The organism is Candidatus Enterococcus ikei (genome assembly GCF_017316105.1).
In the GTDB taxonomy this organism is placed as follows: domain Bacteria; phylum Bacillota; class Bacilli; order Lactobacillales; family Enterococcaceae; genus Enterococcus_L; species Enterococcus_L ikei.
Window position 1 is genome coordinate 1 of the sequence record NZ_JAFLWD010000020.1, and the last position, 24,945, is coordinate 24,945.

The window sequence follows — 24,945 nt, forward strand, 5'->3', positions numbered from 1 at the left end:
ATGATTTCTAGTTTAAATTTCATTAAAGGAGTGAATTATAAATGGAAAATAGCTTTTTATCCACACCTTCCACATACGAATACCTATTTTTCTACATAGTCATATTCATCCTAGGAACGTGTCTAGGTTCTTTTTTTCTATTAATCGGTCAACGAATTCCTCGAGGAGAGGATATCGTAAAGAAATGTTCTCACTGTGAAAACTGTGATCACACTTTAGCTTTCTGGGAATTGATTCCCGTATTTTCTTATATTCTTTTAAAAGGAAAATGCCGCAACTGTAATAAGAAAATCGGTATTGTTTACATAGGTTTTGAATGTTTATCCGGTATCTTATTTACATCGTCTGCATTTCTATTAAAAACGAGCAATGAAACCTTAGTTGCATGGACGCTATTATCATTATTACTAATTATTACCGTAACGGATATCACGGCACAAAAAATTCCCAATAAGGTGTTGATGCCATTTTTCATTTTAGCAATCATTGAGCGATTTACTGTTCAGCAATTAAACCCATGGTGGTTTGCACCATTAGGTTTTGCTGTTGGTTTTGGTGTTCTTTTTCTGCTAGCTCTTTTAAGTAAAGGCGGCATGGCTGGCGGCGATATAAAATTATTCGCTGTGTTAGGCCTATTTTTAGGACCTATCTACATATTGATCACACTGGTTTTAGCGAGTGTTTTAGCGTTAGTTTACAGCATTAGTGAGATGATTATCAAGAAAAAATTAAGAAAGCACATTCCTTTTGGTCCCTTCATCGCACTAGGCAGTTGGCTTGTATACTGTTATGCGACGGGGCAGTTGAATTATGCGTTTTCACTATTCTTTGGTTAAAAAATCTATATAAATGAGGCAGAAATGGAGGAGACGATCATTTTAAAAAAAGGATTAAAAACAGTCGTTGGTTTGGATATTAAAAAAAATGTGATCCGTTTTGTAATCTTAAAAAGTACTAATCCGTTGGTTATCCACAAAAAAGGAGAAATTGTTTTAAAATCCAGTATTTTTAAAAATGGAAAACTGGTGAATAAACAAATGCTGCTGGAAGGAATCAAGCAATTATTTAAAGAACATAAAATCAAAAATCCACATGTGATTTTTTCAGCGTGTAATCATGAGTTGCTGATTAGAAGTATTCCAGAAAATGGGATGCGAAATGATAAAGAAGTCAAAAAATATTTATTTTTGGAATTGGGAGAATCTATTTCTGTTCCGTTTGAGCAACCAACATTTGACTTACTAGTATTTGAAAAACAAAAAGCACGTCAGAAAAAGAAAGTACAAAAAAAAGCTGCAAAACAAAAAGTAAAAGCAACGAGGCGCGATCGTATGGTTGTGGATGGCGAAATATACTTTGTCGCAACCTCTGAACCAACACTGATCAGCTTAGGTGACGGTATCCAGCAAGCCAGCGGGATTCCTAGTGCAGTGGATCTGAATTCTTTAGCATACACGCGCGCGATCAGCCGAAATATCAAGTGGTCAGAGGTTTTGTTATTGATTGAGGTAGATTGTGGTGTTGCAACCTTTACCATATTTGAAAATCATATTCCAATATACAGCCAATACGAAGAATACAATGTGGCCAATTGGAAATATATAGAAGACGATAATGGAGAATACAAGGCAGAATTTCATAAAGACAAAGAAGATGACGCGTTATCTGATTTAGCAGATGTGACCAAAAATATTCTTTACTACTATAGCAATACATTAGCCGTCGGGAAAAAAATCAGCAAAATTTATCTGGTAGGAGAGCATCCTTTACTTTTTAAACAGGTTGTTAAATCTATGGAAACGAGAATCGATATTCCTGTGGTTGCAGTCAATACAGAAAAACGCTATGCAATTCCTTCAAAATACCTATTAGCAGCAGGACTTGCCATGAAAGGAGTGTAAGCACATATGAATATTAATTTATTGCCGGATAAATTTTATAAAAATCAAGCTTCACTTTTTTTGATTATCCTTTTTCTTGTGTTAACTGGAGTTGGTGCTGCAGGCCTTGCAACGATGTATCTAGTGACACAGCAAGAAGCAACAAAATTAGAACAATCTGTACAAACAAAAAAAATAGAGCAGGCACAATTAACAGCTCAGATTTCAAGCCTAAAAAAAGAACAGTCTGAAGAAGTTCAACAATATTTGACAGAGCTAAAAGGCAAACAAGTTCTGTTTGCTGATATGGCGAAAAGTTTAGATGAAGTAGTCATAAAATATAAACAAACCATAGAATCTTACCAAATTGTTATTCCTTTACTTGAAGCAACAGGAGATGAAGCCGCTGCAGCTTCTCTTCAAGAAGTGTTAAAAACAGAAGATGGGCAAGAGTTGATTCAATTTGATTTAACGATTAAGGGACCAAAGTTATCCAATATTGGTGCCTTAACAGAAGCACTAAGCCAAATCGATTGGGTGAATCAAGCAACCTTTTTATCTTCCTCACTTGAAGAAGATTCTGGTGATAAATTTGAATCAGTCATTCAACTACAAATGCTGAAAGAAAAAGTACCTTCAATCGATAGAGGAGGAGAAAATAAATGAAGACGGTCATCTTTACCAAAAAGCATGTTGTCATGTTTATAGTATTCTTTTTTCTTTCTCTTCTTCTGATTGTTTTAGGTTGGTATACGGGTATTGCACCCAAGCAAGAAGAGATAGGAAAAATCAAACAAGAAATCGTAAAAACAGAAAGCGAAGTAACCGCGTTGCATCAATCTAGAAAATCGTTGGAAGGCAAGCAAAACCTACTTGATTCGACGATCGTTAACGAACTACCTCGATTTTCCAAAGGAATTCAAATTCAAGAATACCTGACAGGATTAGAACAAAAAGTAGCAAAAAATAGAATCATATTAAAACAAATCACGGCTGAAGATACGTTACTGTTTTCATCTCCAAGTGATCAGACAAAGAAAGTCTATTCAAGTAAAATCGTTTTAGAATTTAGTGCATCAGGGAAAAAAGAATTTGTTGATTTTATCCATACGTTAGAAAATGATCAGCGTTTTATTAAAGTAACTGATTTTAGCTATAAAAGTTCCTCAGAAGAGGGAAGTGCTACCACATTTGATATTACCTTGTTGTTTAATATGTATTATTTAAATGTCAAAGAGGAATCAAAAGAATAAAGGAAGGAGGAGAAAGTGATGAAGAAAAAAAGCGTGACTAAAAGAATTGGTTTTGGAATAGGAAGTCTATTCTTCATTTTGTGTATGGTTTTTTTAAGTTATCAAGGCTATTATTTTTTTCATGATTTTGGGAAAAATAAGTACAATTTAAACGTTGAAGAGTACATTCATCCAGAGATGAAAGAAAAAATTGGAATGGTTATCGAACTTGCAGTAAATAATCCTAAAGAAGAAACCATTACGATAAAATCAAAGGAAAAACAATTGATTACCCCAGAAACATTGGAAGCAGTAAAAGTAGATGGTATGGAAATTTTAACGACAGAAGTACCAGAGGGTGATGGGGTAATGATCAAAATCAAACAATCAGACAAAAAAACAACCATAAAAATTCCACTGCCGATTGTTCGAGACAGCAAAGATAAAATTGAAATTTATCGACAAAAACGCAAAATCAAATCAGTGGATATAAATTACACAACACCTAAAGAAAAAAAGGAAACAGCTTCATTGACGGCTAAGCCAAATATGTATGCAACAGCAGGCTCATATGCTTCAACCAATAGTTATGAGATGTTTAGTTCGCCTTCAGTCATACAAATTCAAGACTTTGCTCCCTCTTCCACTAAAAAAGTCGTTACGACATACCAGCAATTGATTGCGGCACTTAAAGATACATCGACCGATCATATTGAATTTGGTGCCAATATTTCTGGAACTACTGCATTGCCAGAAATTAATCGTTCATTATTGATTGATGGAAAGAATTATACTTATACTACTGGTACAGGAAATACTCGCACATTTCATTTAGGATCCGCTAAACGATATTTTGTTGTAAAGAATATGAAAGTTAATAGTAACAATACCAGTGGACTGATACGCAGCACACAAGATGGCTGGACAATTTTAACAGAGAATGTTCAAAATAGTTACTCAAGTAGTGCGGGAACCTTTATCGATGCATCAAAATCTTATTTAGTTATGAAAGGTCAAATACAATGGAGTTCAGGTACTACAGGGCAAGATATTGTAAATGCCAAGGAAATTTTGATCACTGAACAGGCTAAGATAAATATCGAAGGTAAGTCATCAGTTATTAGAATGCATCCAGGAAATAGAATCAACACAGTTTTTGTGATTGAAAAAGGATCAACTCTTAAACTGCACAGTAGAGAAGCACAAGCTATTTATGCAAACAGCCAAAATTATGTAAATAAAGTTCATTTTGAAGCGAGAGATGAAGGCACAGTGCTTAATGCGACCTCTAACGGATCGCTAATAGATTATTATGGTGCAACAGTCTCTTTATGTGGATCATCTAATAACAGCTCTGAAGCAACTAAATCAATAACAAAAGTAACGAGTGGCGCAAAGCTTAATATTCATAGTTTAGGTCAAACTAATAATAAGCAACGAGCACAACCAGCAATGATCAATCAAGTTACAGACGGTAATTTTTACGTTGATGGAAAAGGCTCTGAACTAAATTTGACTTCTGAAGGAGAAAGTAACAACATTGGTGCGGTGCTTCGTTTTCGATTAGTTGGGGGCCAAAATTTTCTTATCACTAATAAAGGAAAAGTTTCAATAACCAAGAAAAATGGCTCAGCATCAGGTGTTCGCTTATACGGTCAAAAAAATCAGTTTTTTGTAAAAAGCGGTGGAGATCTTCAAATAAATAATCAAGCAGATAAATCTACTAATGGAAAACCAGTCAATGGTTCAGATACTGGTGGAAAGCAAGGTATTCAATTTCCAATAGACGGCTCTGGCAAAACATCAATCTTTTCTCTTGAAGGTAAGGAAAGTGAAGTTTATATTAATGCGGCGTTGGGACCTGCATTATGGACACAAAATGGTAGTCTTAGATTTTTAGTAGGAAAAGATACTGTATTTAGAGCAGAAGGACAAACAAATTCTCAAAATAGTGGCGTAATTCAATCAGCAGGGCAAGCCGATTTTGAATTAGATCAACCACGTTTTTATGATATCAGAAACAATCGCCAAAATGGGGGACAAGTATTCTCAAACGGTTCTAACAACGGTGTGTTTAAAGCAAAAAAATCATATCTTTCTGTTTGGGAGATCAAAAACGGGCTTAATTTAGACCAAGATCCGGACGCTTATTGGGCACCGATTTCTTATACTGTTAAAGGAAAACATTTTGAGAGTATCATAAATACAGATTATCCTAATGAGTTTAATCGAACTACATATAAAGGGGCGAATAATTATTCTCGTATGAGTGGAAATGGCTCTAGTCCAATAGTAGATGAATTGAGAATCCCAACGAATGCAGATAAAAAAATCTATGGACATGTTAGTGTGAAAATCGGTTACGGAGATGAAATTCGAGATGCTTGGGAAAATGAAGCTTGGGTAAAAGTCAAAATTACGAGAAATAAGAAAATATTTATGGAAAAAGAAGTCCCAACAAAAGGATATAAGGGGCCAAAAAATCTTCCCGGAGTCAAGCAATGGGACGAAACGGAGCCACGAGGCGGAATGTTTGTTCTTGAACTAGATGATTTTCTTAAAACTGGTGATAAAATAGAAGTAATCAGTGCGACTCGAAGAAGAGATCGAAATGATTTAGAAGAACAAAGTATTCTTGTCAAGCCAGTAACGACTCTAGATGTTACACCACCAATGGAGTTGACGATAACAAAAGATACAATTTCTGGAAAAGCAAACACAATCACTAACGCAACCAAACAAATCAAAGGTACGATCAACTTATATGACAAACAACACGATAATCAATTGATGGATAAAGTTTATATCTTTGCTAAAGTAAACAACCAATTTCTAGAGGGTACATTGACAGAAGTAACAAGCAAGGGGAAAAGTACCACGGATTCTAAAGCGAATTGGACAATTAATTTACCAAGATATCTAGCACCTAATGAAAAAATCGAAATTTTTGCTAAAGATCGTAGTGAACTTGACAATGTAAAGGATAAAGCTCAATTAAGTACGTATAATAAAGAGCCTAACGGAATTAATGGTAATGTTATGCCTTCAAGTATTAATTATGGAAATTTTAAAGGCTATCATGACGCAATAAAAACAGGCCAAAAAGATGACCGCTTTAAGCCTGCTAAAATGATTTCTGTAGAAGATATAATGCCGGAAGGGGTGATTTTGGAAAACTTGAAGGTCGAATCAAGTACTAAAGAAAAAGACCCTGCAACCAATAAAGAGGTGGATATCACTAGAGTTGGAAGCTTATTGACTTATTCTGGAGAAATAAGAAGTGCGAACAATAATCCCTCCGCATCTAAAAAAATTATAAGAAATGTTGTTTTCAAAGCGGAAATTCCTACTGACTTGGATGATGATGTATCAAGTAGTTTGGCTTTCTTTTTTGAGAAGAACGGGAAAAAAATTGCTGGAAATTATGATCAGACATCAAGAATCTTGTCAGCAAATGTAGATAATTTAACAAAGGATGATGTAATAACCTTCAACTTTTCTGCTAAAGTGACGGACATTCCAGAAGGTTCACCAGAATTTAGTTTAATTGTAAAAGCAGAAGGGAAATCACCAAAAGAAGAGCCATTTATTCCAGGCGATTTTATCCTGGACAATCAAAAAACATTGACAGCCGAGGCCACGATGACAAGTCCGATGCCTAAAAAAATAGCAACAGATGAACCTGAATCAGTCATAGAAGATGGCAAAGCGTATGTGAGGTTATCCGTGATCAATAAACGTTTAACAGCTTACTATAGAAATGTGACGAAAATTGTTGTTAAAATCGATGGAGATGACTATAAAACTTTTGATAAAGCATCGGGCTTACAGGAACTATCAACCGCTGAGAAATCGATCGTACTAGATATACCGATCGATCAGCATCGTCGAAATATTACAGCAGAATACTATTACCCAGAACCTCAAAATACTAGTAAATTACTTAAAGGTGTCACAACGTGGAATAAAAAGAAATGGAACAAAGATGTAAATGATGCACTGGATTCAGAATAAGAATTAGCCTCGCTAATAATGCTAACAAAAAATCATTATCCTACAAACTTTCGCATAAAAAATGGTATAATGAGCAATAGTCTTACCATAAAGAAGAAGTTTGAGATTAGCTACAATTAGCTGATTTGAAAGGATTTGAAAATAATGCACTATCCAGAACCAATCGCAAAATTAGTCGAAAGTTACATGAAATTACCAGGTATTGGTCAAAAAACGGCCGTACGTTTGGCTTTTTATACACTTGATATGAAAGAAGAAGATGTCAATGCTTTTGCTAAAGCATTGATCAGTGTGAAACGTGATCTACATTTTTGTAGTATCTGTGGGAATATTACAGAAGAAGATCCTTGTGAAATCTGCCAAGATACAACGAGAGACCGCAGCATTATTTTAGTTGTAGAAGAACCGAAAGATGTTATGGCCATGGAAAAAATGCGTGAATATCATGGCTTGTATCATGTGCTTCATGGTGTCTTATCACCGATGGAAGGAACTGGACCTGAAGATATCAACATTGCGTCATTGATTCAACGCCTGCATGATGATGAAGTCAAAGAAGTCATTATTGCTACTAATGCGACGACAGAAGGCGAAGCGACTGCGATGTACCTTTCTCGTTTGATCAAACCAGCTGGGATTACAGTGACCCGATTAGCCCACGGCTTGTCTGTCGGCAGTGATATAGAGTATGCAGATGAAGTGACTTTGTTAAAAGCCGTAGAAGGCCGTCGAGAGCTATAAAGTATTAGAATAAAAATTTTTTTGACTGAGGTTGGGATTTGACTCGTAGAGTTTATATCCTAGCCTCAGTTTTTTCGTTTAAAAGTCACTTTATAAAAAATCTACTATTTGTCATTATATTTTAGTTATTTTGATATAACAAAAAGCAAATAGCCTTATTGATTATCTTAAGGTACAGTGTGGATAACAAGAAAATTAACTTTGTGAAAGTATTAATTTATTAAGTGTTTAGAATATAGCTTTGCAAGTAAAATAAATTCCTAGTTAAAATTTTTTTAAGTACTAACTGCTTATGATTTAGTAGTTTTGAAAAAAACTATTAGATAAAAAAATTTTAGGAGAGTGATTTACAGTGAAAAAATTATTGATGGGAACTATTCTATGTGCTATGGGAATTGGGTTATTCCCGAGTAATTCTCTTGCAGCTGATACACATGCTGTGACGAATACTGGAGAACGAGTAAAATACAACACTCCGTATTATTTACTTGATCGTACCACAGGTAAAGGAGGAGTCACTTATGAGCCTTATGCAAGTTGGGATTACGTTATATTTGCTCATGATAAAGACTCTTTAGGTACGCCAATTGTTTTTGAAAACAGTGAGAACAGAGATGGTGTGATCAATTTAGGAGACAAAGTAGCGATTAAATCAACTCAGTCATCTTGGGGGGGATATAATTACTGGCATCATAAATTTGATGGAGTTAGTAGTAAAGGAGTCTGGTTATCAGATTATAAAGTCTGTACAGAAGAAGTATATGGTAACTCTAAGGATAATTCAGTAGGCATTGGTGGGCATCTTTCACCAAGATTCTTTGAATTCTATGTAAATTCAGGTAAAGGCTGGGTGTATGGTAAGAGCATCGCTAGTGATGACATAGCTGCACGATCAACTAATTTTACTTTAGTAGAAGCTAAATAGTTCCACACTGTTCGCAAATGAGTGTACTGAATGTGTAACAGTAAATAAGAAGGAATCCACAAAAATTGACAGAAACACTGAGGACGAAGCGAGCAGAAATTGAATGCTCGCTACACGGTCTCGGTGTTTTTCAAATTTTTATGGATTTCAAACTATTTCTGAGAGGCTGTTTCTACCGTTTTTTATTCAACAATACTGATCGTAAAACCGTCATAGCCTTTAATGCCAACCGTTTCAATCGCAGTTGAAGTTAAAGTTTGAGAAATGGCTAGATCATTAACAAATGAACGTACACCCAAAACTCTGCCATCAGAGCTAGCTGAATCAAGAACGTCACCGTCACGAACAACATTGTCCCCAATAATGATCGTTCCAGGTGTCGAAAGTTGCAATGCGTAATTTAAGTAAACGGAGTTATTTTCTTTGTCAGCATCGATAAATATCAAATCAAAAGGTGCCGTTTGGGCTTGTACCATTTTTTCTAAACTATCGGAAGCGGCACCTACTAAAATAGTCGTTTTATCTGAAACTCCCGCAATGTTCAAATTTTCTTTAGCGACTTCGGCATGTTTTTTATCATATTCAAGAGAGACAACTTGTCCGTCATCATCTACTGCTTTAGCAAACCAAAGTGTACTATAGCCACCAAGTGTACCGATTTCTAAAATGCGTTTAGCTCCCTTGATTTTTGAAAGAAGGTATAGAAATTTTCCTTGAGAAGGTGACACATCATGTGGAGGTAATTGGTATTTTTGGTTATTAGCAAGAATTTGATCAAAAATGGGGTCTTTTTCCACTAATTTTTCAATGAAATACTCATCAACTGATGCAAATAATTTGTCCAAATAACTCACTCCTAGTTTTTTTATTTGTCTTTCTAAAATAATTATACCTCTTGTAGGGCTGTAAATAATATCTATTTGCATTTAATTAAATAAAGTGTTTTGAAAATAATGTTTTTTGAAAAAATAAAGACATTAATTTGGGAAAAATATTATATAATTAATCAAGTAAAATAGGTAGAATTCTTTTTGAAGAAGTTCATCTAAAAATCAATTTATAGCAGGAGTGGGGAAAATGCAGGGGAAATTTTATAAGTTCATTAAATTACTAGTTTTAAGTTTTGCTTTCATCGGGATCGTGTTTGGCTCAATGAAGCTATTTAAAATGACAACTGAAGCAAAAGAACTTAATGATACAATCCAAAGTGTAAAAATCACCAATGAAAAAGGGGAAGATCAGACCTCATTTAAATCTTGGGACATTATCCAAGTCCATATGTATTGGAGTATTCCAAATGGAAGCGCCCAAAAAGGGGACACAACATTGATTGAGTTGCCTGAGGAGTTAGATTTAGTGAATAGTTTAACCTTTGATGTGTTGGATGAAAATGGTGCAGTTGTGGCTACTGCGGTTGCAGATAAGGAAACAAAAACAGTTTTACTGACGTATACTGATTTTGTAGAAACTCATTCAAATGTAAAAGGTACACTGCAATTTTTAAGTCGATTTGATACACAAATAATTGATGAATATGGCACGATCAAGCTTGTATTTCCCATCAACAAAACAACCGAAGTTTCCACAGAAGTCGAAGTTGAAAAAGCAACAGATGATCCTAACGAAGTCATCAATAAATGGTCTTGGTTTTCATCGGATTCCCGCACGCTTTATTGGGAGGTTCGAGTGAATGCGAGCGGACAAGAATTTCCTAACGCTGTAGTTACGGATACGTTTCAAACAGATAACTATACATTAGTTCCAGGCTCAATCAAAGTGATTTCAGCAGAATTTCCAGATGGGGACAAAGGAATATTTGATAATCCAATCAATAAAACCGATATTACTAGTCAAGTAACAGTCAATTATCTTCCAAATGGTTTTACAGTGGATTTTGGTAACATGCCTAAAGGAATCGGTTATCTTATCTCTTATGATACAACGATCGATCATCAACCAACAGATCAAGAAGAATTTTCCAATATTGCTACCTTGGAAAGTAATGAAACGACGATCGACTCTAAGGAAGTCAATACACAATACTCTGATGGAAATGGTTCGGGAACAGGAGAAGTATTTTCTATTCAATTAATGAAAGTATCAGAAGAAGGCAGCGTTTTGGCAGACGCACAATTTGATGTTTTCAGGGATTCTACGAACGAACGTATCGGCCAAATCATCACAAACGAGCAGGGCTTAGGTGAAATAAATAATTTGCTGCAGGAAGATTATACACTGATAGAAACAAAAGCGCCTACGGGGTTTATACTAGATGCAACACCAATAAAAATTTCCCCAAGCGATTTTCAAAACAAAATTGCATTTAAACAAGTGACTAATAAAGCTGAACCAACATTCGGTTCAGTTCGATTGATCAAGATCGATCAAGCAACGAAATCACCCTTGGCAGATGTTGTATTTGAACTTCAAGATAAAGACGGAAAGGCACTGAAAAGTGGGCTGATCACAGATAAAAATGGTGAACTACTCATTCAAGGCTTAGCACCAGGAAACTATCAGTTTGTTGAGACGAAAGCGTTAGAAGATTATATCCTAGATGAAAAACCAATTCCCTTCGAAATTAATTCAGAACAGGTTGAGACCTTGGAAGTGGTTGTAGAAAATCGAAAAGAAATGACACCAGAGTTATCGAAAGTAAGCAACAGTGAAAGTCATGTAGAAAAAAATAGTTCAACGCAATCAAAAGACAAAGAGTTACCAAAAGCAGGAGAAAATGCTAGAAACTATTTAGTTGTATTTGGTAGTCTTTGTTTAGGAGCGGGATCGATCATTCTTTTCAGCAGAAGTAAAAAAGTTTAAATAGTCTAAAAATAATCAAAACATTGAAACTGGGGTAAAGTCTGTTAGGCTTTTCATCCCAGTTTTATTTATTCATCAGGAATTTGTTAATAATAAGGAATTCAATTAGACTGATTGTGACAGATAAAGTATAATAGATAAAAGGAATCAAAGTAAGTAAGGGGATTAGTAAAGTGCAAGGTATTTTTATAACAATCGAAGGACCAGACGGCGCAGGAAAGACAAGTGTATTGAATGAGTTATATCCAAGGCTGGATCTGGCGGCAGAAAGAAGTATTATCAAAACAAGAGAACCTGGCGGTATTCCCATTGCTGAGAAAATTCGTCAAATCATTTTAGATCCAAAGAATCAGGAAATGGATGAGCGGACAGAAGCTTTGCTTTACGCAGCAGCTAGACGCCAGCATTTGATGGAGAAAGTATTACCTGCATTAGAAGAAGGAAAGATCGTTTTGTGTGATCGTTTTGTAGACAGTTCTTTAGCTTATCAAGGCGCTGGCCGACGTATTGGTGTTGAAGCGATTGCGACGATCAATGAATTTGCGATCGAAGGCACTGTTCCAGATTTTACTATCTATTTGGATGTAGATTCAGATACAGGACTGAATCGTATCAAAAACCATCGTCAACAACAAATCGACCGATTAGATTCAGAAGGACTTGAATTTCATCAAAGAGTTCGACACGAATATTTGAAACTCGTGGAAGAAAACCCAGAAAGAATTACCAAGATTGATGCCAGAATGAGTTTGGAAGATGTTGTGGAAGCAACCTTTCAAGCGATCGTAAAACGTTATCCAGAATATTTTAGAAACTAGGAAGGTGACCGAATATGAAAATTATTTTAGCGATTGTCCAAGATAAAGATAGTAACCGTTTAGCCAATGAACTTATTGATGCTAATATTCGTGCGACAAAACTTTCATCAACAGGCGGCTTTTTAAAAGCTGGAAACAGTACGTTTATCGTTGGTATTGACGATGACCGTGTAGATGAAGCATTGGAATTGATCAAAAAAACATGCCAATCTCGTAAACAATATGTGTCAACTCCTGTAACACTAGATATTACGATGGATGGACAAGTTCCTTATCCTGTCGAGGTTGAGGTAGGCGGCGCAACAGTGTTTGTTCTTCCTGTAGAAGGATTCCATCAGTATTAAGATGAATGAAGCACAAGTTTTAAATGAACAGCAACCGCTACTTTACCAGCAACTTCAAAAAAGTTTTGAGCATGGTCGTCTTGCCCATGCTTATCTTTTTGAAGGCGATACAGGAACTGGTAAAAAAGAATTTGGTTTATGGATGGCTAAGCACGTTTTCTGTACGAATCTGACCGATAACAATCCTTGCAATCATTGTAATAATTGTCTGCGGATCAATGAAAATGAACACCCAGATGTCTTACGTGTCGCACCAGATGGTCAAACGATCAAAGTCGATCAAATCCGTTCATTGAAAGCAGAGTTTAGCAAAAGTGGAGTGGAGACAGCACAAAAGGTCTTTTTGATTGAGCAAGCTGATAAGATGAGTATTGGTGCTGCTAACAGTCTATTGAAGTTTTTAGAAGAGCCAGAAGGCAAAGTGTTAGCGATTTTAGAGACGACTTCGCTTGCAAAAATTTTACCAACGATCCAATCACGGTGTCAGGTGCTTCATTTTCAACCTTTAGTTAAGGAAAAATTAGTCCATGCTTTGGTAGAATCAGGAATCAATAAAAATACTGCTGGTCTTTTAGCAGAGTTGACAAATAGTTTTGACAAAGCAGTTGAAATCTCTCAAGATGAATGGTTTAATGAAGCTAGGGAAATAACTCAACAGTGGTTTGATTACATGATAAAAGATGATTTACAAGCTTTTGTTTATGTTCAAAAAAAGATGATCAAGGTCTTTAAAGAAAAAGATCAGCAAGCGTTGAGTTTTGATTTATTACTTGCTTATTACCGCAAACAGCTCACTGAAAGTATAGCGAAAGAACAACTTAAACGTGTGATAGAGCAACAAGCACAACGAGTTGAACTGATTTTAAAAGCGAGACAAAAGTGGGAAGCCAATGTTAGCTTTCAAAGTGTTTGTGAGCAATTAGTAATACGAATGATTCACCCTAAAACATAAATAGGAGGATGAAAATGGTAGAAGTAGTAGGAGTTCGCTTCCGTGAAGCAGGTCATATCTATTATTTTGCTCCTGGAAAATCAGAGTATTTTTACAATGATAAAGTCCTTGTGGAATCACAGCAGTCTAAACAGCTTGCCACAGTTGCGATACCGAAAAAGTCTATTGATCCAGAAGATTTACCTGAGGACTTAAAACCCATTTTAAATAAAGCGTCAGATACTGATTTGGAAAAAGAACAAAAGAACGTAGATGATGCAAGAGCGGCACTAAGTGTAGCTAAAGAAAAAATTCGAGCGCATGAATTAGAAATGAAATTGATTCGTGTAGAATATACATTTGATCGTAGTAAGATGATCTTTTATTTTACAGCAGATGGCCGTATTGACTTTCGTGAATTAGTCAAAGACTTGGCGGCGATTTTCCGTACGCGGATTGAATTACGACAAATCGGTGTTAGAGATGAAGCGAAGCTTTTAGGTGGAATCGGACCGTGTGGTAGACAATTGTGCTGTTCAACATTTTTAGGTGACTTTATGCCAGTTTCAATTAAAATGGCGAAAGATCAAGGCTTGTCATTAAATCCAGTAAAAATTTCAGGATTGTGCGGGCGCTTGATGTGTTGTTTGAAATACGAAAATGATGAATACGAAGCAGCGAAAAAAGAATTGCCTGATTACGGCAAAGATGTGATCACACCAGATGGAAAAGGTCGAGTAGTCGGTTTGAATTTATTGAGTCGCATCATCAAAGTCCGTTTAGTTGGACGTGAAATAGCTGTGGAATATGATTATGAAGAAATCAAAGAAGCAACGCAAAAAGCTCAAGCCGAAAAGGGTGATCACAATGGATAAACGCTCTTTATATGATGGTCTGAGTTCTTTAGAAACAGATTTACAGGGAACTTTGGGACAATTATCAGAGATTAAAGAAGCACTTCATGAGTTAGTTGAAAAAAATACAACACTTGAAATCGAAAATCAACGTTTGCGGGAACATTTACAGGAACTAACTAAATTAGCTAGTGATCCAAATGACCCAGCGAAACAAGAGCTATCTAAATCTCGAATGAATTTGGAAAAACTTTATGAAGAAGGATTTCATGTCTGCAATATTTTATATGGTTCACGTCGTGAAAATGATGAAGAATGTGCTTTTTGTTTAGATGTTATTTATGGTGAACGATACAAATAAATGTTAAACAAATCAAATTTAGAGGCTGTGACAAAATCTGTCTCAGCCTTTTTACAATTATCAATCAGAGTGTTGAGAAGGAGTCGCTATGCAAAAACAAAAAAGTTTTGATTCATCTAGCACAGGCCAACTATATTTGGTGCCTACACCAATCGGGAACTTGGAAGATATGAGTTTTCGTTGTATCAATATTTTGAAAGAAGCAACGATTATTGCCAGTGAAGACACCCGTAATACACAAAAATTATTGAATCATTTTGAGATAGCAACGCCTCAAATTAGTTTTCATGAACATAATTATAAGGAGCGGATTCCACAGTTTATAGAACGTTTAGAAGCTGGTGAAATGATTGCTCAAGTTAGCGATGCGGGGATGCCATCAATTAGTGATCCAGGTCATGAGTTAGTGGAAGCGTGTATTGAATCAGGCATTAAAGTGGTTGCGTTACCTGGTCCGACTGCTGGAATCACGGCACTGATAGCTTCAGGATTAACGCCGCAGCCATTTACATTTTATGGCTTCTTACCTCGAAAGAAAAAAGAGCAAATTGAGGTTTTAGAAAAGTTGAAAACAGCAATTCCAACCCAAATTTTTTATGAATCACCCCATCGAATTGCTACTACTGTAAAACATTTTTCAGAAGTTTTTGGTGAAGAGCGAAAAGCTGTGATTTGTCGTGAATTGACAAAACTTCATGAAGAATATCTTCGCGGGACTTTGGCTGAATTAAGAGATTACTTGGCGGAGCATACGTTAAAGGGAGAATGTTGTCTTTTAGTTGAGGGAGCTGACGGATCACAAGTAACTGAAAATGCCGATCTAGAACTTTCGATCAAGGAGCATATCGAAGTATTGATGAATACCGGAAGTTCTTCTAAAGAAGCAATCAAAGAAGTTGCCAAGCTTCGCGGATTGAAAAAACAAGAGGTTTATAAAGAGTTTCATGTAGATTGAACTGAATAGTTTAAAAATAAGCTGATTTTAAAAATCAGTTTATTTTTTTGTGGTAATCGGTTTACTCGATTGAACCCATAGAATAGAATGAAACCGTTATATTGGTATAGATGTTATTTTTTATAACGTGAATTGTCAGAAAAATGAAATTATTTTGTTGGTTCAAGGGATTTTTGCTAGGATAATTCAAAAAACGATGCTAAAATAACCGACAAAGCTAAAATGAAGGTTGGCTTAATTTTGAATTGGAGGGGTTTGTTATGGAAACGGGAAATATTGCATTTATTATGATTTGCTCGGCAATGGTCTTTTTGATGACACCAGCATTGGCATTTTTTTACGGTGGATTGGAACGAAGAAAAAATATTCTCAACACAATGATGATGGTGATTTGCGTGATGGGACTAGCGTCTGTTCTTTGGGTTATGTTAGGTTATTCGATGTCTTTTAGTGGAAAAAATGAATTTGTTGGTAACTTTGATAAGCTCTTTTTTAATCAGGTATCAATGACAAAAGGTGATAAGATTCCAGAAGGATTGTTTGCTGGTTTTCAAATGATGTTTGCATTGATTACGACTGCGATTATTACAGGCGCCGTTGTTGGACGGATGCGGTTTTCAGCGATTTTTATATTCATCGCTGTCTGGTCGATCGTCGTTTATTATCCGATGGCTCATATGGTTTGGGGCGGAGGGTTTTTAGATAAAATTGGGTCAATCGATTTTGCTGGGGGAAATGTGGTTCATATTAGTTCTGGGATTTCAGGTCTTGTATTAGCGATTATTTTAGGGCAACGTCGCGAATATCGACAAACCGAGTATCGTCCACATAACATTCCGTTTGTCGTTTTAGGTGCTGGTCTACTTTGGTTTGGCTGGTTTGGATTTAATGCTGGATCTGCGTTGGCAGCCGACGGGTTGGCGATCCACGCAATGCTTACGACGAATACGGCGGCTGCAAGCGGGATGCTTTCGTGGATGTTCATTGAAAAATTAGCGATTGGCAAACCTACAGTGGTTGGTGCCTGTACAGGTGCAGTTGTAGGATTAGTTGCGATCACGCCAGGAGCTGGTTTTGTTTCTCTTTGGAGCTCATTTGTTCTTGGAATATTAGTCAGTCCGTTTTGTTATTATTTTATTTCCTTTGTTAAACATAAATTTGGATATGATGATGCTTTGGATGCATTTGGTTGTCATGGGGTTGGTGGTATTTTTGGTGGGGTTATGACTGGTATTTTTGCAGATCCTACAGTTGGAGGAAAAACAGGATTGTTATATGGTGGAACCGAATTGTTTGTGGCACAAATTGCTAGTATTGCTTTTACGATCGTATTTGCTGGAGCAGCTAGTTTTCTGATCATCAAAGGAATTCAACTATTCATGCCAATCAGAGTTTCAGCGAAAGAAGAGGCGCTAGGAATGGATCGAATCGAACATGATGAAACAGCCTATCCGACATTTATGGGACTAGATTCTTAGGAGGAAAATAGATGAAAAAAGTAGAAGCGATTATTCAGCAAGAAAAATTAGAAGAGCTGAAGTTAAAAATGGACGATAATTTTGAAGCGTTAGGGATGACCGTGAGTCAAGTATTAGGTTTTGGTAATCAAAAAGGGTTAAAAGAATATGTTCGTGGGCAAGAAATCATCACAACATTATTGCCTAAAGTCAAAGTTAGCTTTGTTATTTTGGACGAAGAAGTAGAGGAGCTTATTTCTCTGATTTTAGCTGTATGTCAGACAGGAGAAGTAGGAGACGGTAAGATATTTGTTTATCCTGTAGAAGAGGCAATTCGGATCAGAACTGGTGAACGTGGCATAGGTGCGATTTGATGCTCTAATTGAAGAGGAAGTGGAACTAAAAATGGTTCTGCTTCTTTTTCTTTAGGTAAAATAAGTTGTAAATGAACAAACGTTCGTATATAATGTTTATAAAAGATGATGGAAACTCGAAGGGAATCACTGGTTGTTATATGTGGTTCCAGTAATGATTGAGAATTGAATGAATGGTGCGTTGCATCAATTTAAAGGAGGATGTTAAGGATGATTAGTGAGCTACGTTTTCCTTTGAAGAAGGATACTTCACGCAAGATCATTCATATCGATATGGATGCGTTTTTTGCTTCTGTGGAAGAGCGTGACCATCCTGAACTAGTCGGGCATCCCTTAGTGATTGCGCGTCACCCTAGCGATACAGGTGGTAAAGGTGTCGTGACTACTGCAAATTACGAAGCGCGTAAATTTGGAATTCATTCTGCAATGAGTGCTCAAAAGGCCTATGAATTATGCCCAGATGCCATTTTCAAGCCAGGTAATTATGAAAAATATTCTGAAATTTCTCAGCAAATCAGAGAAATTTTTCATCGGTATACAGATATTATCGAACCAGTTTCAATCGATGAAGCATACTTGGATGTAACAACAAATAAAATCAACAGCAAATCAGCAATCAAGATCGCTAAGCTGATACAGTATGACATATGGAATGAATTGCATCTAACTTGTTCGGCTGGCGTTAGTTATAACAAATTTATAGCCAAATTAGCCTCTGATTTTCAAAAACCGAAAGGACTGACAGTTGTTTTACCAGATGAAGCAGAAGCGTTTTTAAAAGCTTTACCGATTGAAAAATTTCACGGTGTTGGTAAAAAGACCGTCCCAAAAATGCATGACTTAGGCATTTTTACTGGCGAGGATCTATATAAAAAAGATGAGATGGAACTAATCCGTAATTTTGGTAAAATGGGTTATTCCCTTTATCGAAAGGTTCGTGGAATTCACGATTCTCCAGTAAATATCACAAGAGACCGTAAATCAGTAGGTAAAGAACATACATATGGTACCCCGCTAACAACTGAAGCTCAAGTAACTGCTCAATTAAGACAATTAGCAGAACGTGTAGAAGAGTCGTTAGGTAGGGTCCAAAAGCATGGAAAAACTGTTGTCTTAAAAGTTCGTTATGCAGATTACACAACAGTAACAAAACGTCAGACACTTCCAGAATATATTTCTAAAAAAGAAGAATTATATTATCAAGCCAACTTGATTTGGGAGGAAATCCTAGGACTTGAACAAGGGATTCGATTATTAGGGATCACGTTGACGAATCTTGATCCAATGGCTTATGAGAATATGGTTTTGCCGTTATGGGAAAAAACAAAGAAGGAAGCAAGCGAAGAGTTGAAGAAGTAGAGGATTAAATTCAGCAATTTTAAATTTTAGTGATAAATTAGTATCTATGCTATTATCTACATATTCATGAATATGAAAGGGAAGAGTCAATGAGCAAAATAATTATGTGGTTTCGTAAAGACCTCCGTTTAGATGATAATACAGCATTTAATAAGATGATAGAGAATAGCAAAGATGCCGATGAGCTGATCTGCCTTTTTCAATTAAATCCTTTGCAATTTATAGAAGATAGCTATAATCACGATGCTTTTTTCAGCAGTCTATATGCTTTTTACACGCATGCTGAAGCAAATAACGTTCCAATCCATTTTGTTTATGGAAGCTTAGAAGAAAATTTTACTGAATTAAAAAAAGTGTATCAAGATTGGAATAAAGTCTATTTTAATGTGGATGAACGTGGCTTTGGTAGAGAACGAGATCAAAAAATGACTGTTTTTTTTGAGCGCAATCACATTCAGGTACATTCTTATCAAGATAGTCATTTACATGGTGTAAAAGAAATAAAAAAACCAACGGGTGAAAGCTATAAAGTATTTACGCCTTATTTTAGAAAATGGCTAACAATGCCCAAACGACCTTATGAAAGAACACAAACGAGTGGCCAATCGTTTGCAAAACTCACTCACCCATTATTTATTGAGGGTGAAAAACAGTTTAACCAGATCATTGAAAAAATAAAGTTACCATTCGATTATGAATGTGGAGAAGTGGTAGCTGAGAAATATCTAAAAGAATTTATCAGAGATCACTTACATGACTATCAAAAAGTACGAGATTTTCCTTTTTCAGATCAAACAAGTAAACTTTCAAGATTTTTAAGGACAGGGGAATTATCGATTCGCAAAGTCTGGTATGCCCTTAATGCTGAGCCGGATTCTGATGGTCGGCAAACATTCATTTCAGAACTTTGCTGGCGAGATTTTTATAATATGATTTATTATGAGAATCCCAATCAGAAAACACAAGAAATCAAAGAGCAATACAGACAACTGCACTGGAGTTATAATCAAGAAGCATTTGAGCGCTGGAAAAATGGTCAGACAGGTTTTCCAATCGTAGATGCTGGCATGAGACAACTCAATCAGACTGGTTGGATGCATAACCGTTTGCGAATGATCGTAGCTTCATTTTTGACGAAAGATCTAATGATTGATTGGCAGCTCGGAGAAAAATACTTTCAACAAAAATTGATCGATTATGATGCTGCAAGTAATATTGGCGGCTGGCAATGGGCAGCTTCTACTGGAACAGATGCAGTTCCTTATTTTCGAATATTCAATCCTACGTCACAAGCTGAAAAATTTGATTCACAGGGTGATTTTATTCGTCTATTTATTCCAGAATTAAAAGATGTACCCAATAAATATATTCACGAGCCTAGTAAGATGCCGGCAGATCTTCAACAGTCGATCGATGTTTTGATTGGAAAAGAATATCCAAAGCCAATGGTCGATCATAGTAAAATTCGTTCGGAGATTCTTGCATTTTTTAAAACAGCTTCTTCATAAAATAAAAAAGCAGGACAATACTAAAAATAGTAGTTTCGTCCTGTTTTTTTGTATGCTTTAAAGCAAAGATTCTGCTCCGTCGACATAAAGTTCTGTTCCAGAGATATTAGCTGATGCATCAGTTGCTAAAAATAAAACTGATTGAGCAACTTGCTCACTGGTTCCTGTTTCATTTTTCAATGGACGATCACCTTCTGGAAATTCTACTTTGATTTCAATTTCTTTTAATTCATCAGAATAGGTGGTTTTTTCATTGATTGCAGTATCGATAGCCCCAGGACAGATTGCGTTGACACGAATGTTATAGCGAGCAAGCTCTAAAGCAGCCATTTTTGTGAAAGCCACTTGTCCAGCTTTTGAAGCACTGTATGCTGATGCACCAAAATTATTGAAAATTCTAGTTCCGTTGATTGAACTAGTAATAATGATTGAACCTCCGCTTTCCTTCATATAAGGAATGGCAAATTTAGTACATAAGAATGTGCTACGCAGATTTGTATTGATAGTCTGATCCCACTCTGCTGTGGATAATGTTTCAATTGGCGCCCAAGTTCCATTTATTCCAGCATTGCTGAACAAAACATCTAACCCCTGTAAACGGCTGGTTAATTCATCAATGGCTTTTTTTAAAAGAACTTCATCAGACACGTCTACACTGCGATAATAACATTCAGCGCCAGTTTGTTTAAAGTCTTTAGAAATATCCTCTAAGCCTTGTGAATCAGCATCGATTAGACCTACTTTAAATCCTTTTTCAATAAATAGTTTTGCTGTCGCATACCCAATTCCAGAAGCGGCACCTGTGATAATTGCTTTTTTTGTTGGTAATGAATGTGTTGCAGTCATGATGGTTCATCCTTTCATATTCTCGATTGATTTTATTTAGATCATAGAGGATCATTTCAGTTTTTATTGTAATATACATGTAAAAGATGAGCCAATAATTTGGATAAAAGAAGAGGTTTGGATATAACTCTACGAGTCACATCTCAACCTCTTCAAAAAATAGTATTATATTGAAATTTTTATTTATATAAAGTTAAATCAATTTTGATTTTTTTATTTGTTCATAAGCTTGCTCGGCATCATGACATTTATCCCAAATAACAGCTTGTCCAGTAGCCAACGATTTTTTTACGTCTATGATCCGTTGATTACTGCTGCCTCTGAATTGAAGGTTCAAATTTCTTTTTGATAATTCAAAACGTCCATCTACTAAAATATCGATTTTATTTAATAGTTCAAGTTTATCCTCAGATTCTAGCAGGAGTTCTTCAAAGGTATAACCAGACCACGACCAGATATCTTTTTTTAGCCCGAATTCTTGATGAACTCGGTCGACAACGGTTAAGCAAACTTCTGTATTTAAAAAGGGTTCTCCGCCTAATAAAGTCAGTCCCTGTACATAATCATGAGATAAATCTTCGATAATTTTATTTTCTAGTTCTTTTGTAAATGGTTTACCGTATCGAAAATTTTGGACTGCTTGGTTAAAACAACCTTCACAAGCAAATAAACAGCCGCTAACATATAGACTATTTCGAACACCTTCGCCATCGACAAAGTTAAATGCTTTATAATCAGCAATATAATTTTGGCTCAGTTCTTCTGCTAACCATTCTTGTGGTTTAGGATTTCTCATTTTTAGTCATCCTTTCAATAAAAACGATGCCAGCAAAAAACTGCAGAGACATCGTTTTTTTGGAATTGATTGATTCCATTTTTAACTAATCTAGCTACACGAACCAACTCTTCGGAAAAAAGATAAATATCGCTAGTGACGAAAAGCGTCACCATCAATATTTCCTATTTTTCTGTCAGAGTTACCCGGTTCGTTCCGCTTTTTATCTAATCCAGCTACACAAACCAACTTTTTCAATGATAAGAGCTAACAATTCGTGACGAAAAGCATCACTATAATTCTTTTCTCTTATCATTCGAGAGCTAAACGGTTTATTCCGCTTTTTATTTCATATGTTTTACACGTGAAGAGATTTCTTTATGTCTTCCGTGAACCATTGGTCTAGCTTGGGGATTGCCTAGATAGCCGCAAGTTCGTTTCACAACATCGCAGGATTTTGGATCATGATTGCCACATTGTGGACATTCAAAACCACGTTCGGTCGGATTGAAGTCACCTTCAAAGTCGCATTCATAACAATGGTCGATTGGTGTATTTGTTCCCAGATACCCAACACGGTCGTATGCATAATCCCAAACAGATTCCAACGCTTTAGGATTTTGTTGTAAAACAGGATATTCACAATAGTGAATAAAACCGCCAGAACAATATTGTGGATAATCTTTTTCAAAATCTAGTTTCTCAAACGGTGTTGGATTTTTACGAACATCATAGTGGAAACTGTTTGTATAATATTCTTTATCGGTGATGTTTTCTACTACACCAAATTTCTCAGTATCTAAACGGCAGAAGCGGTCAGTTAAACTTTCACTAGGAGTTGAATAGACGCTAAAGTGATAACCATATTGATTGCCCCAAGCATCTGCATGAGCTTTTAAATCTTTTAGAATTTCGATGGTAAAGTCTTTCGCTTCAGGATTTGTTTCCCAATCGCCGCCGTAAAAGGCAGAAGCAACTTCGTATAAACCAATATAACCTAACGAAACAGTGGCACGTTTATTTTTGAAAAGTTCATTAACAGACTCTGTTCTAGATAAACGTTTGCCGAATGCACCATACATATAAAGAATCGGTGCATTTGCAGGTGTTGCTTCTTTACAACGTTCAACTCGATAGACCAAAGCATCTTTCATTGTTTCTAAACGCTCAGCTAGAAGTGTCCAGAATTTATTTACATCACCGTGAGCTTCCATTGCAATTCGTGGAAGATTCAAGGTAACCACGCCTAAATTCATTCGGCCCACATTGATTTTTTTTCCATGTTCATCTTTCCAGCCTTGTAAGAAAGAACGGCAGCCCATCGGTACTTTAAAGCTTCCTGTTAGATCAACTAACTTATCATAATTTAAAACATCAGGATACATCCTTTTTGTAGCGCATTCTAATGCTAATTGTTTTACATCGTAGTTGGGATCTGTTTCATTTAAGTTTACTCCTCGTTTTAACGTAAAAATCAATTTAGGGAAGATTGCAGTTCTATGTTCGCTTCCTAAACCATTGATTCTAATTTGTAAAATCGCTCGTTGGATTTCACGTTCAAACCAGCTCAAGCCCAAACCAAATCCTAAAGATGTGAACGGTGTTTGACCATTAGAGGTAAATAGTGTATTGATTTCATATTCTAAACTTTGCATCGCATCATAAATATCTTTTTTTGACTTACTTTTGGCATAGGCTTCCTGACGATCAGAACCTTCGATCCACTGTTTTGCATCGTTTAAATGTTTTTGGTAATTTAATTCGGCAAAAGGGGCTAATAATTCATCGACACGGTCAGCAGAGCAGCCGCCATATTGACTAGAAGCTACATTAGCTATGATTTGTGATATTTGGGCAGTTGCTGTTTGAATCGATTTTGGTGCTTCAACTTCGGCATTACCGATTTTAAAGCCATTGTTCAGCATTCCTTTAAAATCAATCAGACAGCAATTGGTCATTGGTGTGTATGGATGATAATCTAAGTCATGATAATGGATGTCGCCTTTTTGGTGTGCGTTTGCAACATGAGGAGGCAGCATTTTTAAGCCAATCGATTTACCAACGATACCAGCAGTCAAGTCACGTTGCGTATTAAAAACATCGCTGTCTTTATTCGCGTTTTCATTTACAACAGCTTGGTCTTTATTGATCAACTTACTGATAGTGAAATTAATATCGGTTGCTTTACTACGTTCAAAGTCACGTCGAGTCCGATAATTGATATATTCTTCGGCTAATTCATATTCATTTTTTGCCAATAAAATATGTTCGACAATATTTTGAATTTCATAAATCTTTACATCTTCAGCGAAACGATCTGAAATTTCCTGATTAATTCTTTCAACAATATCTTGAATCCGTTCATGGGCAAGTGGGTCCAAAGAACCATGAATTTTTTGTTCAGCTTTGATCAAAGCATCATAAATCTTTCGATCATCAAAATCAACCAATCGACCATCTCGTTTAACAATTTTCATCATGTGTAAGGTTGAATCAGTAGAACTCACTTCATTATTAGCGTGCTTAATCTCTATCATTTGCTACCCATCTCCTCATAGATTTATTCCTTCACTATCATAAAACAATTCGTTGAATCTTTCAACTATATGTAGTGTGAAATTTAATTTTTAATTCGCTTTGGCAACTACATATAGTGTTTATGAGAAATGAAAAAACAGTGAAAACAACTCCCTAAAAGGTTTGTGGAAATTGTCACAACATTATTTTTAAGAAAACTAAATGATTAGTAAA

General features: G+C 35.9%; 22 protein-coding genes. 18 read left to right on the forward strand and 4 right to left on the reverse strand.

Annotated elements, in window-relative coordinates; translation table 11 throughout:
• Positions 1-41: 41 nt before the first annotated feature.
• The 7 genes from JZO69_RS08880 (at position 42) to JZO69_RS08910 (ending at position 8,792) form a co-directional block, all read left to right on the forward strand.
• Positions 42-836 (forward strand): prepilin peptidase, encoded by a 795-nt coding sequence (locus tag JZO69_RS08880; RefSeq protein WP_207112529.1) that lies wholly within the window; start codon positions 42-44, stop codon positions 834-836.
• Between the two features lie 24 nt (positions 837-860).
• Positions 861-1,901 carry a type IV pilus biogenesis protein PilM gene (gene pilM, locus JZO69_RS08885; protein WP_207112530.1) on the forward strand — a complete coding sequence of 347 codons (1,041 nt, stop codon included), beginning with the start codon at positions 861-863 and terminating at the stop codon, positions 1,899-1,901.
• A gap of 6 nt (positions 1,902-1,907) precedes the next feature.
• Positions 1,908-2,546, forward strand: a complete 639-nt coding sequence (locus tag JZO69_RS08890) for a hypothetical protein (RefSeq protein WP_207112531.1) — start codon at positions 1,908-1,910, stop codon at positions 2,544-2,546.
• Complete coding sequence (locus JZO69_RS08895) at positions 2,543-3,133, forward strand: hypothetical protein (protein WP_207112532.1); 591 nt, start codon at positions 2,543-2,545, stop codon at positions 3,131-3,133. The genes JZO69_RS08890 and JZO69_RS08895 overlap by 4 nt, the downstream gene beginning before the upstream one ends.
• A gap of 18 nt (positions 3,134-3,151) precedes the next feature.
• The gene (locus JZO69_RS08900) at positions 3,152-7,126 is read left to right on the forward strand and encodes a pectate lyase-like adhesive domain-containing protein (RefSeq protein WP_207112533.1); all 3,975 of its coding nucleotides are present in this window, start codon (positions 3,152-3,154) and stop codon (positions 7,124-7,126) included.
• Positions 7,127-7,270: 144 nt separating this feature from the next.
• The gene (gene recR / locus JZO69_RS08905; protein ID WP_010760516.1) at positions 7,271-7,867 is read left to right on the forward strand and encodes a recombination mediator RecR; all 597 of its coding nucleotides are present in this window, start codon (positions 7,271-7,273) and stop codon (positions 7,865-7,867) included.
• Between the two features lie 352 nt (positions 7,868-8,219).
• Positions 8,220-8,792, forward strand: a complete 573-nt coding sequence (locus tag JZO69_RS08910) for a hypothetical protein (protein WP_207112534.1) — start codon at positions 8,220-8,222, stop codon at positions 8,790-8,792.
• Positions 8,793-8,974: 182 nt separating this feature from the next.
• On the opposite strand, the gene JZO69_RS08915 is transcribed toward JZO69_RS08910, so the two are convergent.
• Positions 8,975-9,646: an O-methyltransferase gene (locus JZO69_RS08915; RefSeq protein ID WP_347401582.1), complete on the reverse strand. Its 672-nt coding sequence runs from the start codon at positions 9,644-9,646 to the stop codon at positions 8,975-8,977.
• A 223-nt stretch (positions 9,647-9,869) separates the two neighbouring features.
• Between JZO69_RS08915 and JZO69_RS08920 the strand changes: the two genes are divergently transcribed.
• The 11 genes from JZO69_RS08920 (at position 9,870) to JZO69_RS08970 (ending at position 20,573) form a co-directional block, all read left to right on the forward strand.
• Positions 9,870-11,612, forward strand: coding sequence for a SpaA isopeptide-forming pilin-related protein (locus JZO69_RS08920; RefSeq protein ID WP_207112536.1), 1,743 nt, complete (start codon positions 9,870-9,872; stop codon positions 11,610-11,612).
• Between the two features lie 173 nt (positions 11,613-11,785).
• Complete coding sequence (gene tmk, locus JZO69_RS08925; protein ID WP_207112537.1) at positions 11,786-12,430, forward strand: dTMP kinase; 645 nt, start codon at positions 11,786-11,788, stop codon at positions 12,428-12,430.
• Between the two features lie 14 nt (positions 12,431-12,444).
• Positions 12,445-12,774 carry a cyclic-di-AMP receptor gene (locus JZO69_RS08930; RefSeq protein ID WP_069645446.1) on the forward strand — a complete coding sequence of 110 codons (330 nt, stop codon included), beginning with the start codon at positions 12,445-12,447 and terminating at the stop codon, positions 12,772-12,774.
• Between the two features lies 1 nt (position 12,775).
• Positions 12,776-13,726, forward strand: coding sequence for a DNA polymerase III subunit delta' (gene holB / locus JZO69_RS08935; protein WP_207112538.1), 951 nt, complete (start codon positions 12,776-12,778; stop codon positions 13,724-13,726).
• A 14-nt stretch (positions 13,727-13,740) separates the two neighbouring features.
• Positions 13,741-14,580, forward strand: a complete 840-nt coding sequence (locus JZO69_RS08940; protein ID WP_207112539.1) for a PSP1 domain-containing protein — start codon at positions 13,741-13,743, stop codon at positions 14,578-14,580.
• Positions 14,573-14,920, forward strand: a complete 348-nt coding sequence (locus JZO69_RS08945; protein WP_010773302.1) for a DNA replication initiation control protein YabA — start codon at positions 14,573-14,575, stop codon at positions 14,918-14,920. The genes JZO69_RS08940 and JZO69_RS08945 overlap by 8 nt, the downstream gene beginning before the upstream one ends.
• A gap of 88 nt (positions 14,921-15,008) precedes the next feature.
• Complete coding sequence (rsmI, locus tag JZO69_RS08950) at positions 15,009-15,875, forward strand: 16S rRNA (cytidine(1402)-2'-O)-methyltransferase (RefSeq protein ID WP_207112540.1); 867 nt, start codon at positions 15,009-15,011, stop codon at positions 15,873-15,875.
• 260 nt (positions 15,876-16,135) lie between these two features.
• A complete protein-coding gene (locus JZO69_RS08955) occupies positions 16,136-17,353 on the forward strand; it encodes an ammonium transporter (RefSeq protein WP_207112541.1) in 1,218 nt (405 codons plus the stop codon).
• 11 nt (positions 17,354-17,364) lie between these two features.
• Entirely contained in the window at positions 17,365-17,706 is a 342-nt protein-coding gene (locus JZO69_RS08960; RefSeq protein WP_207112542.1) for a P-II family nitrogen regulator, read from the forward strand.
• 210 nt (positions 17,707-17,916) lie between these two features.
• Positions 17,917-19,065, forward strand: a complete 1,149-nt coding sequence (dinB, locus tag JZO69_RS08965; RefSeq protein WP_207112543.1) for a DNA polymerase IV — start codon at positions 17,917-17,919, stop codon at positions 19,063-19,065.
• Positions 19,066-19,154: 89 nt separating this feature from the next.
• The gene (locus JZO69_RS08970) at positions 19,155-20,573 is read left to right on the forward strand and encodes a cryptochrome/photolyase family protein (RefSeq protein ID WP_207112544.1); all 1,419 of its coding nucleotides are present in this window, start codon (positions 19,155-19,157) and stop codon (positions 20,571-20,573) included.
• 57 nt (positions 20,574-20,630) lie between these two features.
• Here the strand turns inward: JZO69_RS08970 and JZO69_RS08975 are convergent, their stop codons facing one another.
• The 3 genes from JZO69_RS08975 to nrdD form a co-directional block, all read right to left on the reverse strand.
• On the reverse strand, positions 20,631-21,419 hold the full coding sequence (locus JZO69_RS08975; protein WP_207112545.1) for an SDR family oxidoreductase: 789 nt from the start codon (positions 21,417-21,419) through the stop codon (positions 20,631-20,633).
• 193 nt (positions 21,420-21,612) lie between these two features.
• On the reverse strand, positions 21,613-22,215 hold the full coding sequence (gene nrdG / locus JZO69_RS08980; RefSeq protein ID WP_207112546.1) for an anaerobic ribonucleoside-triphosphate reductase activating protein: 603 nt from the start codon (positions 22,213-22,215) through the stop codon (positions 21,613-21,615).
• Between the two features lie 323 nt (positions 22,216-22,538).
• Positions 22,539-24,731 (reverse strand): anaerobic ribonucleoside-triphosphate reductase, encoded by a 2,193-nt coding sequence (gene nrdD, locus JZO69_RS08985; protein ID WP_207112547.1) that lies wholly within the window; start codon positions 24,729-24,731, stop codon positions 22,539-22,541.
• Positions 24,732-24,945: the final 214 nt, after the last annotated feature.

Excerpts from the sequence above, each read along its gene's own strand:
- JZO69_RS08880 (WP_207112529.1), top strand. The coding sequence starts at position 42 with ATGGAAAATAGCTTTTTATCCACACCTTCCACATACGAATACCTATTT.
- pilM (WP_207112530.1), top strand. The coding sequence starts at position 861 with ATGGAGGAGACGATCATTTTAAAAAAAGGATTAAAAACAGTCGTTGGT.
- JZO69_RS08890 (WP_207112531.1), top strand. The coding sequence starts at position 1,908 with ATGAATATTAATTTATTGCCGGATAAATTTTATAAAAATCAAGCTTCA.
- JZO69_RS08895 (WP_207112532.1), top strand. The coding sequence starts at position 2,543 with ATGAAGACGGTCATCTTTACCAAAAAGCATGTTGTCATGTTTATAGTA.
- JZO69_RS08900 (WP_207112533.1), top strand. The coding sequence starts at position 3,152 with ATGAAGAAAAAAAGCGTGACTAAAAGAATTGGTTTTGGAATAGGAAGT.
- recR (WP_010760516.1), top strand. The coding sequence starts at position 7,271 with ATGCACTATCCAGAACCAATCGCAAAATTAGTCGAAAGTTACATGAAA.
- JZO69_RS08920 (WP_207112536.1), top strand. The coding sequence starts at position 9,870 with ATGCAGGGGAAATTTTATAAGTTCATTAAATTACTAGTTTTAAGTTTT.
- JZO69_RS08930 (WP_069645446.1), top strand. The coding sequence starts at position 12,445 with ATGAAAATTATTTTAGCGATTGTCCAAGATAAAGATAGTAACCGTTTA.
- holB (WP_207112538.1), top strand. The coding sequence starts at position 12,776 with ATGAATGAAGCACAAGTTTTAAATGAACAGCAACCGCTACTTTACCAG.
- JZO69_RS08940 (WP_207112539.1), top strand. The coding sequence starts at position 13,741 with ATGGTAGAAGTAGTAGGAGTTCGCTTCCGTGAAGCAGGTCATATCTAT.
- JZO69_RS08945 (WP_010773302.1), top strand. The coding sequence starts at position 14,573 with ATGGATAAACGCTCTTTATATGATGGTCTGAGTTCTTTAGAAACAGAT.
- rsmI (WP_207112540.1), top strand. The coding sequence starts at position 15,009 with ATGCAAAAACAAAAAAGTTTTGATTCATCTAGCACAGGCCAACTATAT.
- JZO69_RS08955 (WP_207112541.1), top strand. The coding sequence starts at position 16,136 with ATGGAAACGGGAAATATTGCATTTATTATGATTTGCTCGGCAATGGTC.
- JZO69_RS08960 (WP_207112542.1), top strand. The coding sequence starts at position 17,365 with ATGAAAAAAGTAGAAGCGATTATTCAGCAAGAAAAATTAGAAGAGCTG.
- dinB (WP_207112543.1), top strand. The coding sequence starts at position 17,917 with ATGATTAGTGAGCTACGTTTTCCTTTGAAGAAGGATACTTCACGCAAG.
- JZO69_RS08970 (WP_207112544.1), top strand. The coding sequence starts at position 19,155 with ATGAGCAAAATAATTATGTGGTTTCGTAAAGACCTCCGTTTAGATGAT.
- JZO69_RS08975 (WP_207112545.1), bottom strand. The coding sequence starts at position 21,419 with ATGACTGCAACACATTCATTACCAACAAAAAAAGCAATTATCACAGGT.
- nrdG (WP_207112546.1), bottom strand. The coding sequence starts at position 22,215 with ATGAGAAATCCTAAACCACAAGAATGGTTAGCAGAAGAACTGAGCCAA.
- nrdD (WP_207112547.1), bottom strand. The coding sequence starts at position 24,731 with ATGATAGAGATTAAGCACGCTAATAATGAAGTGAGTTCTACTGATTCA.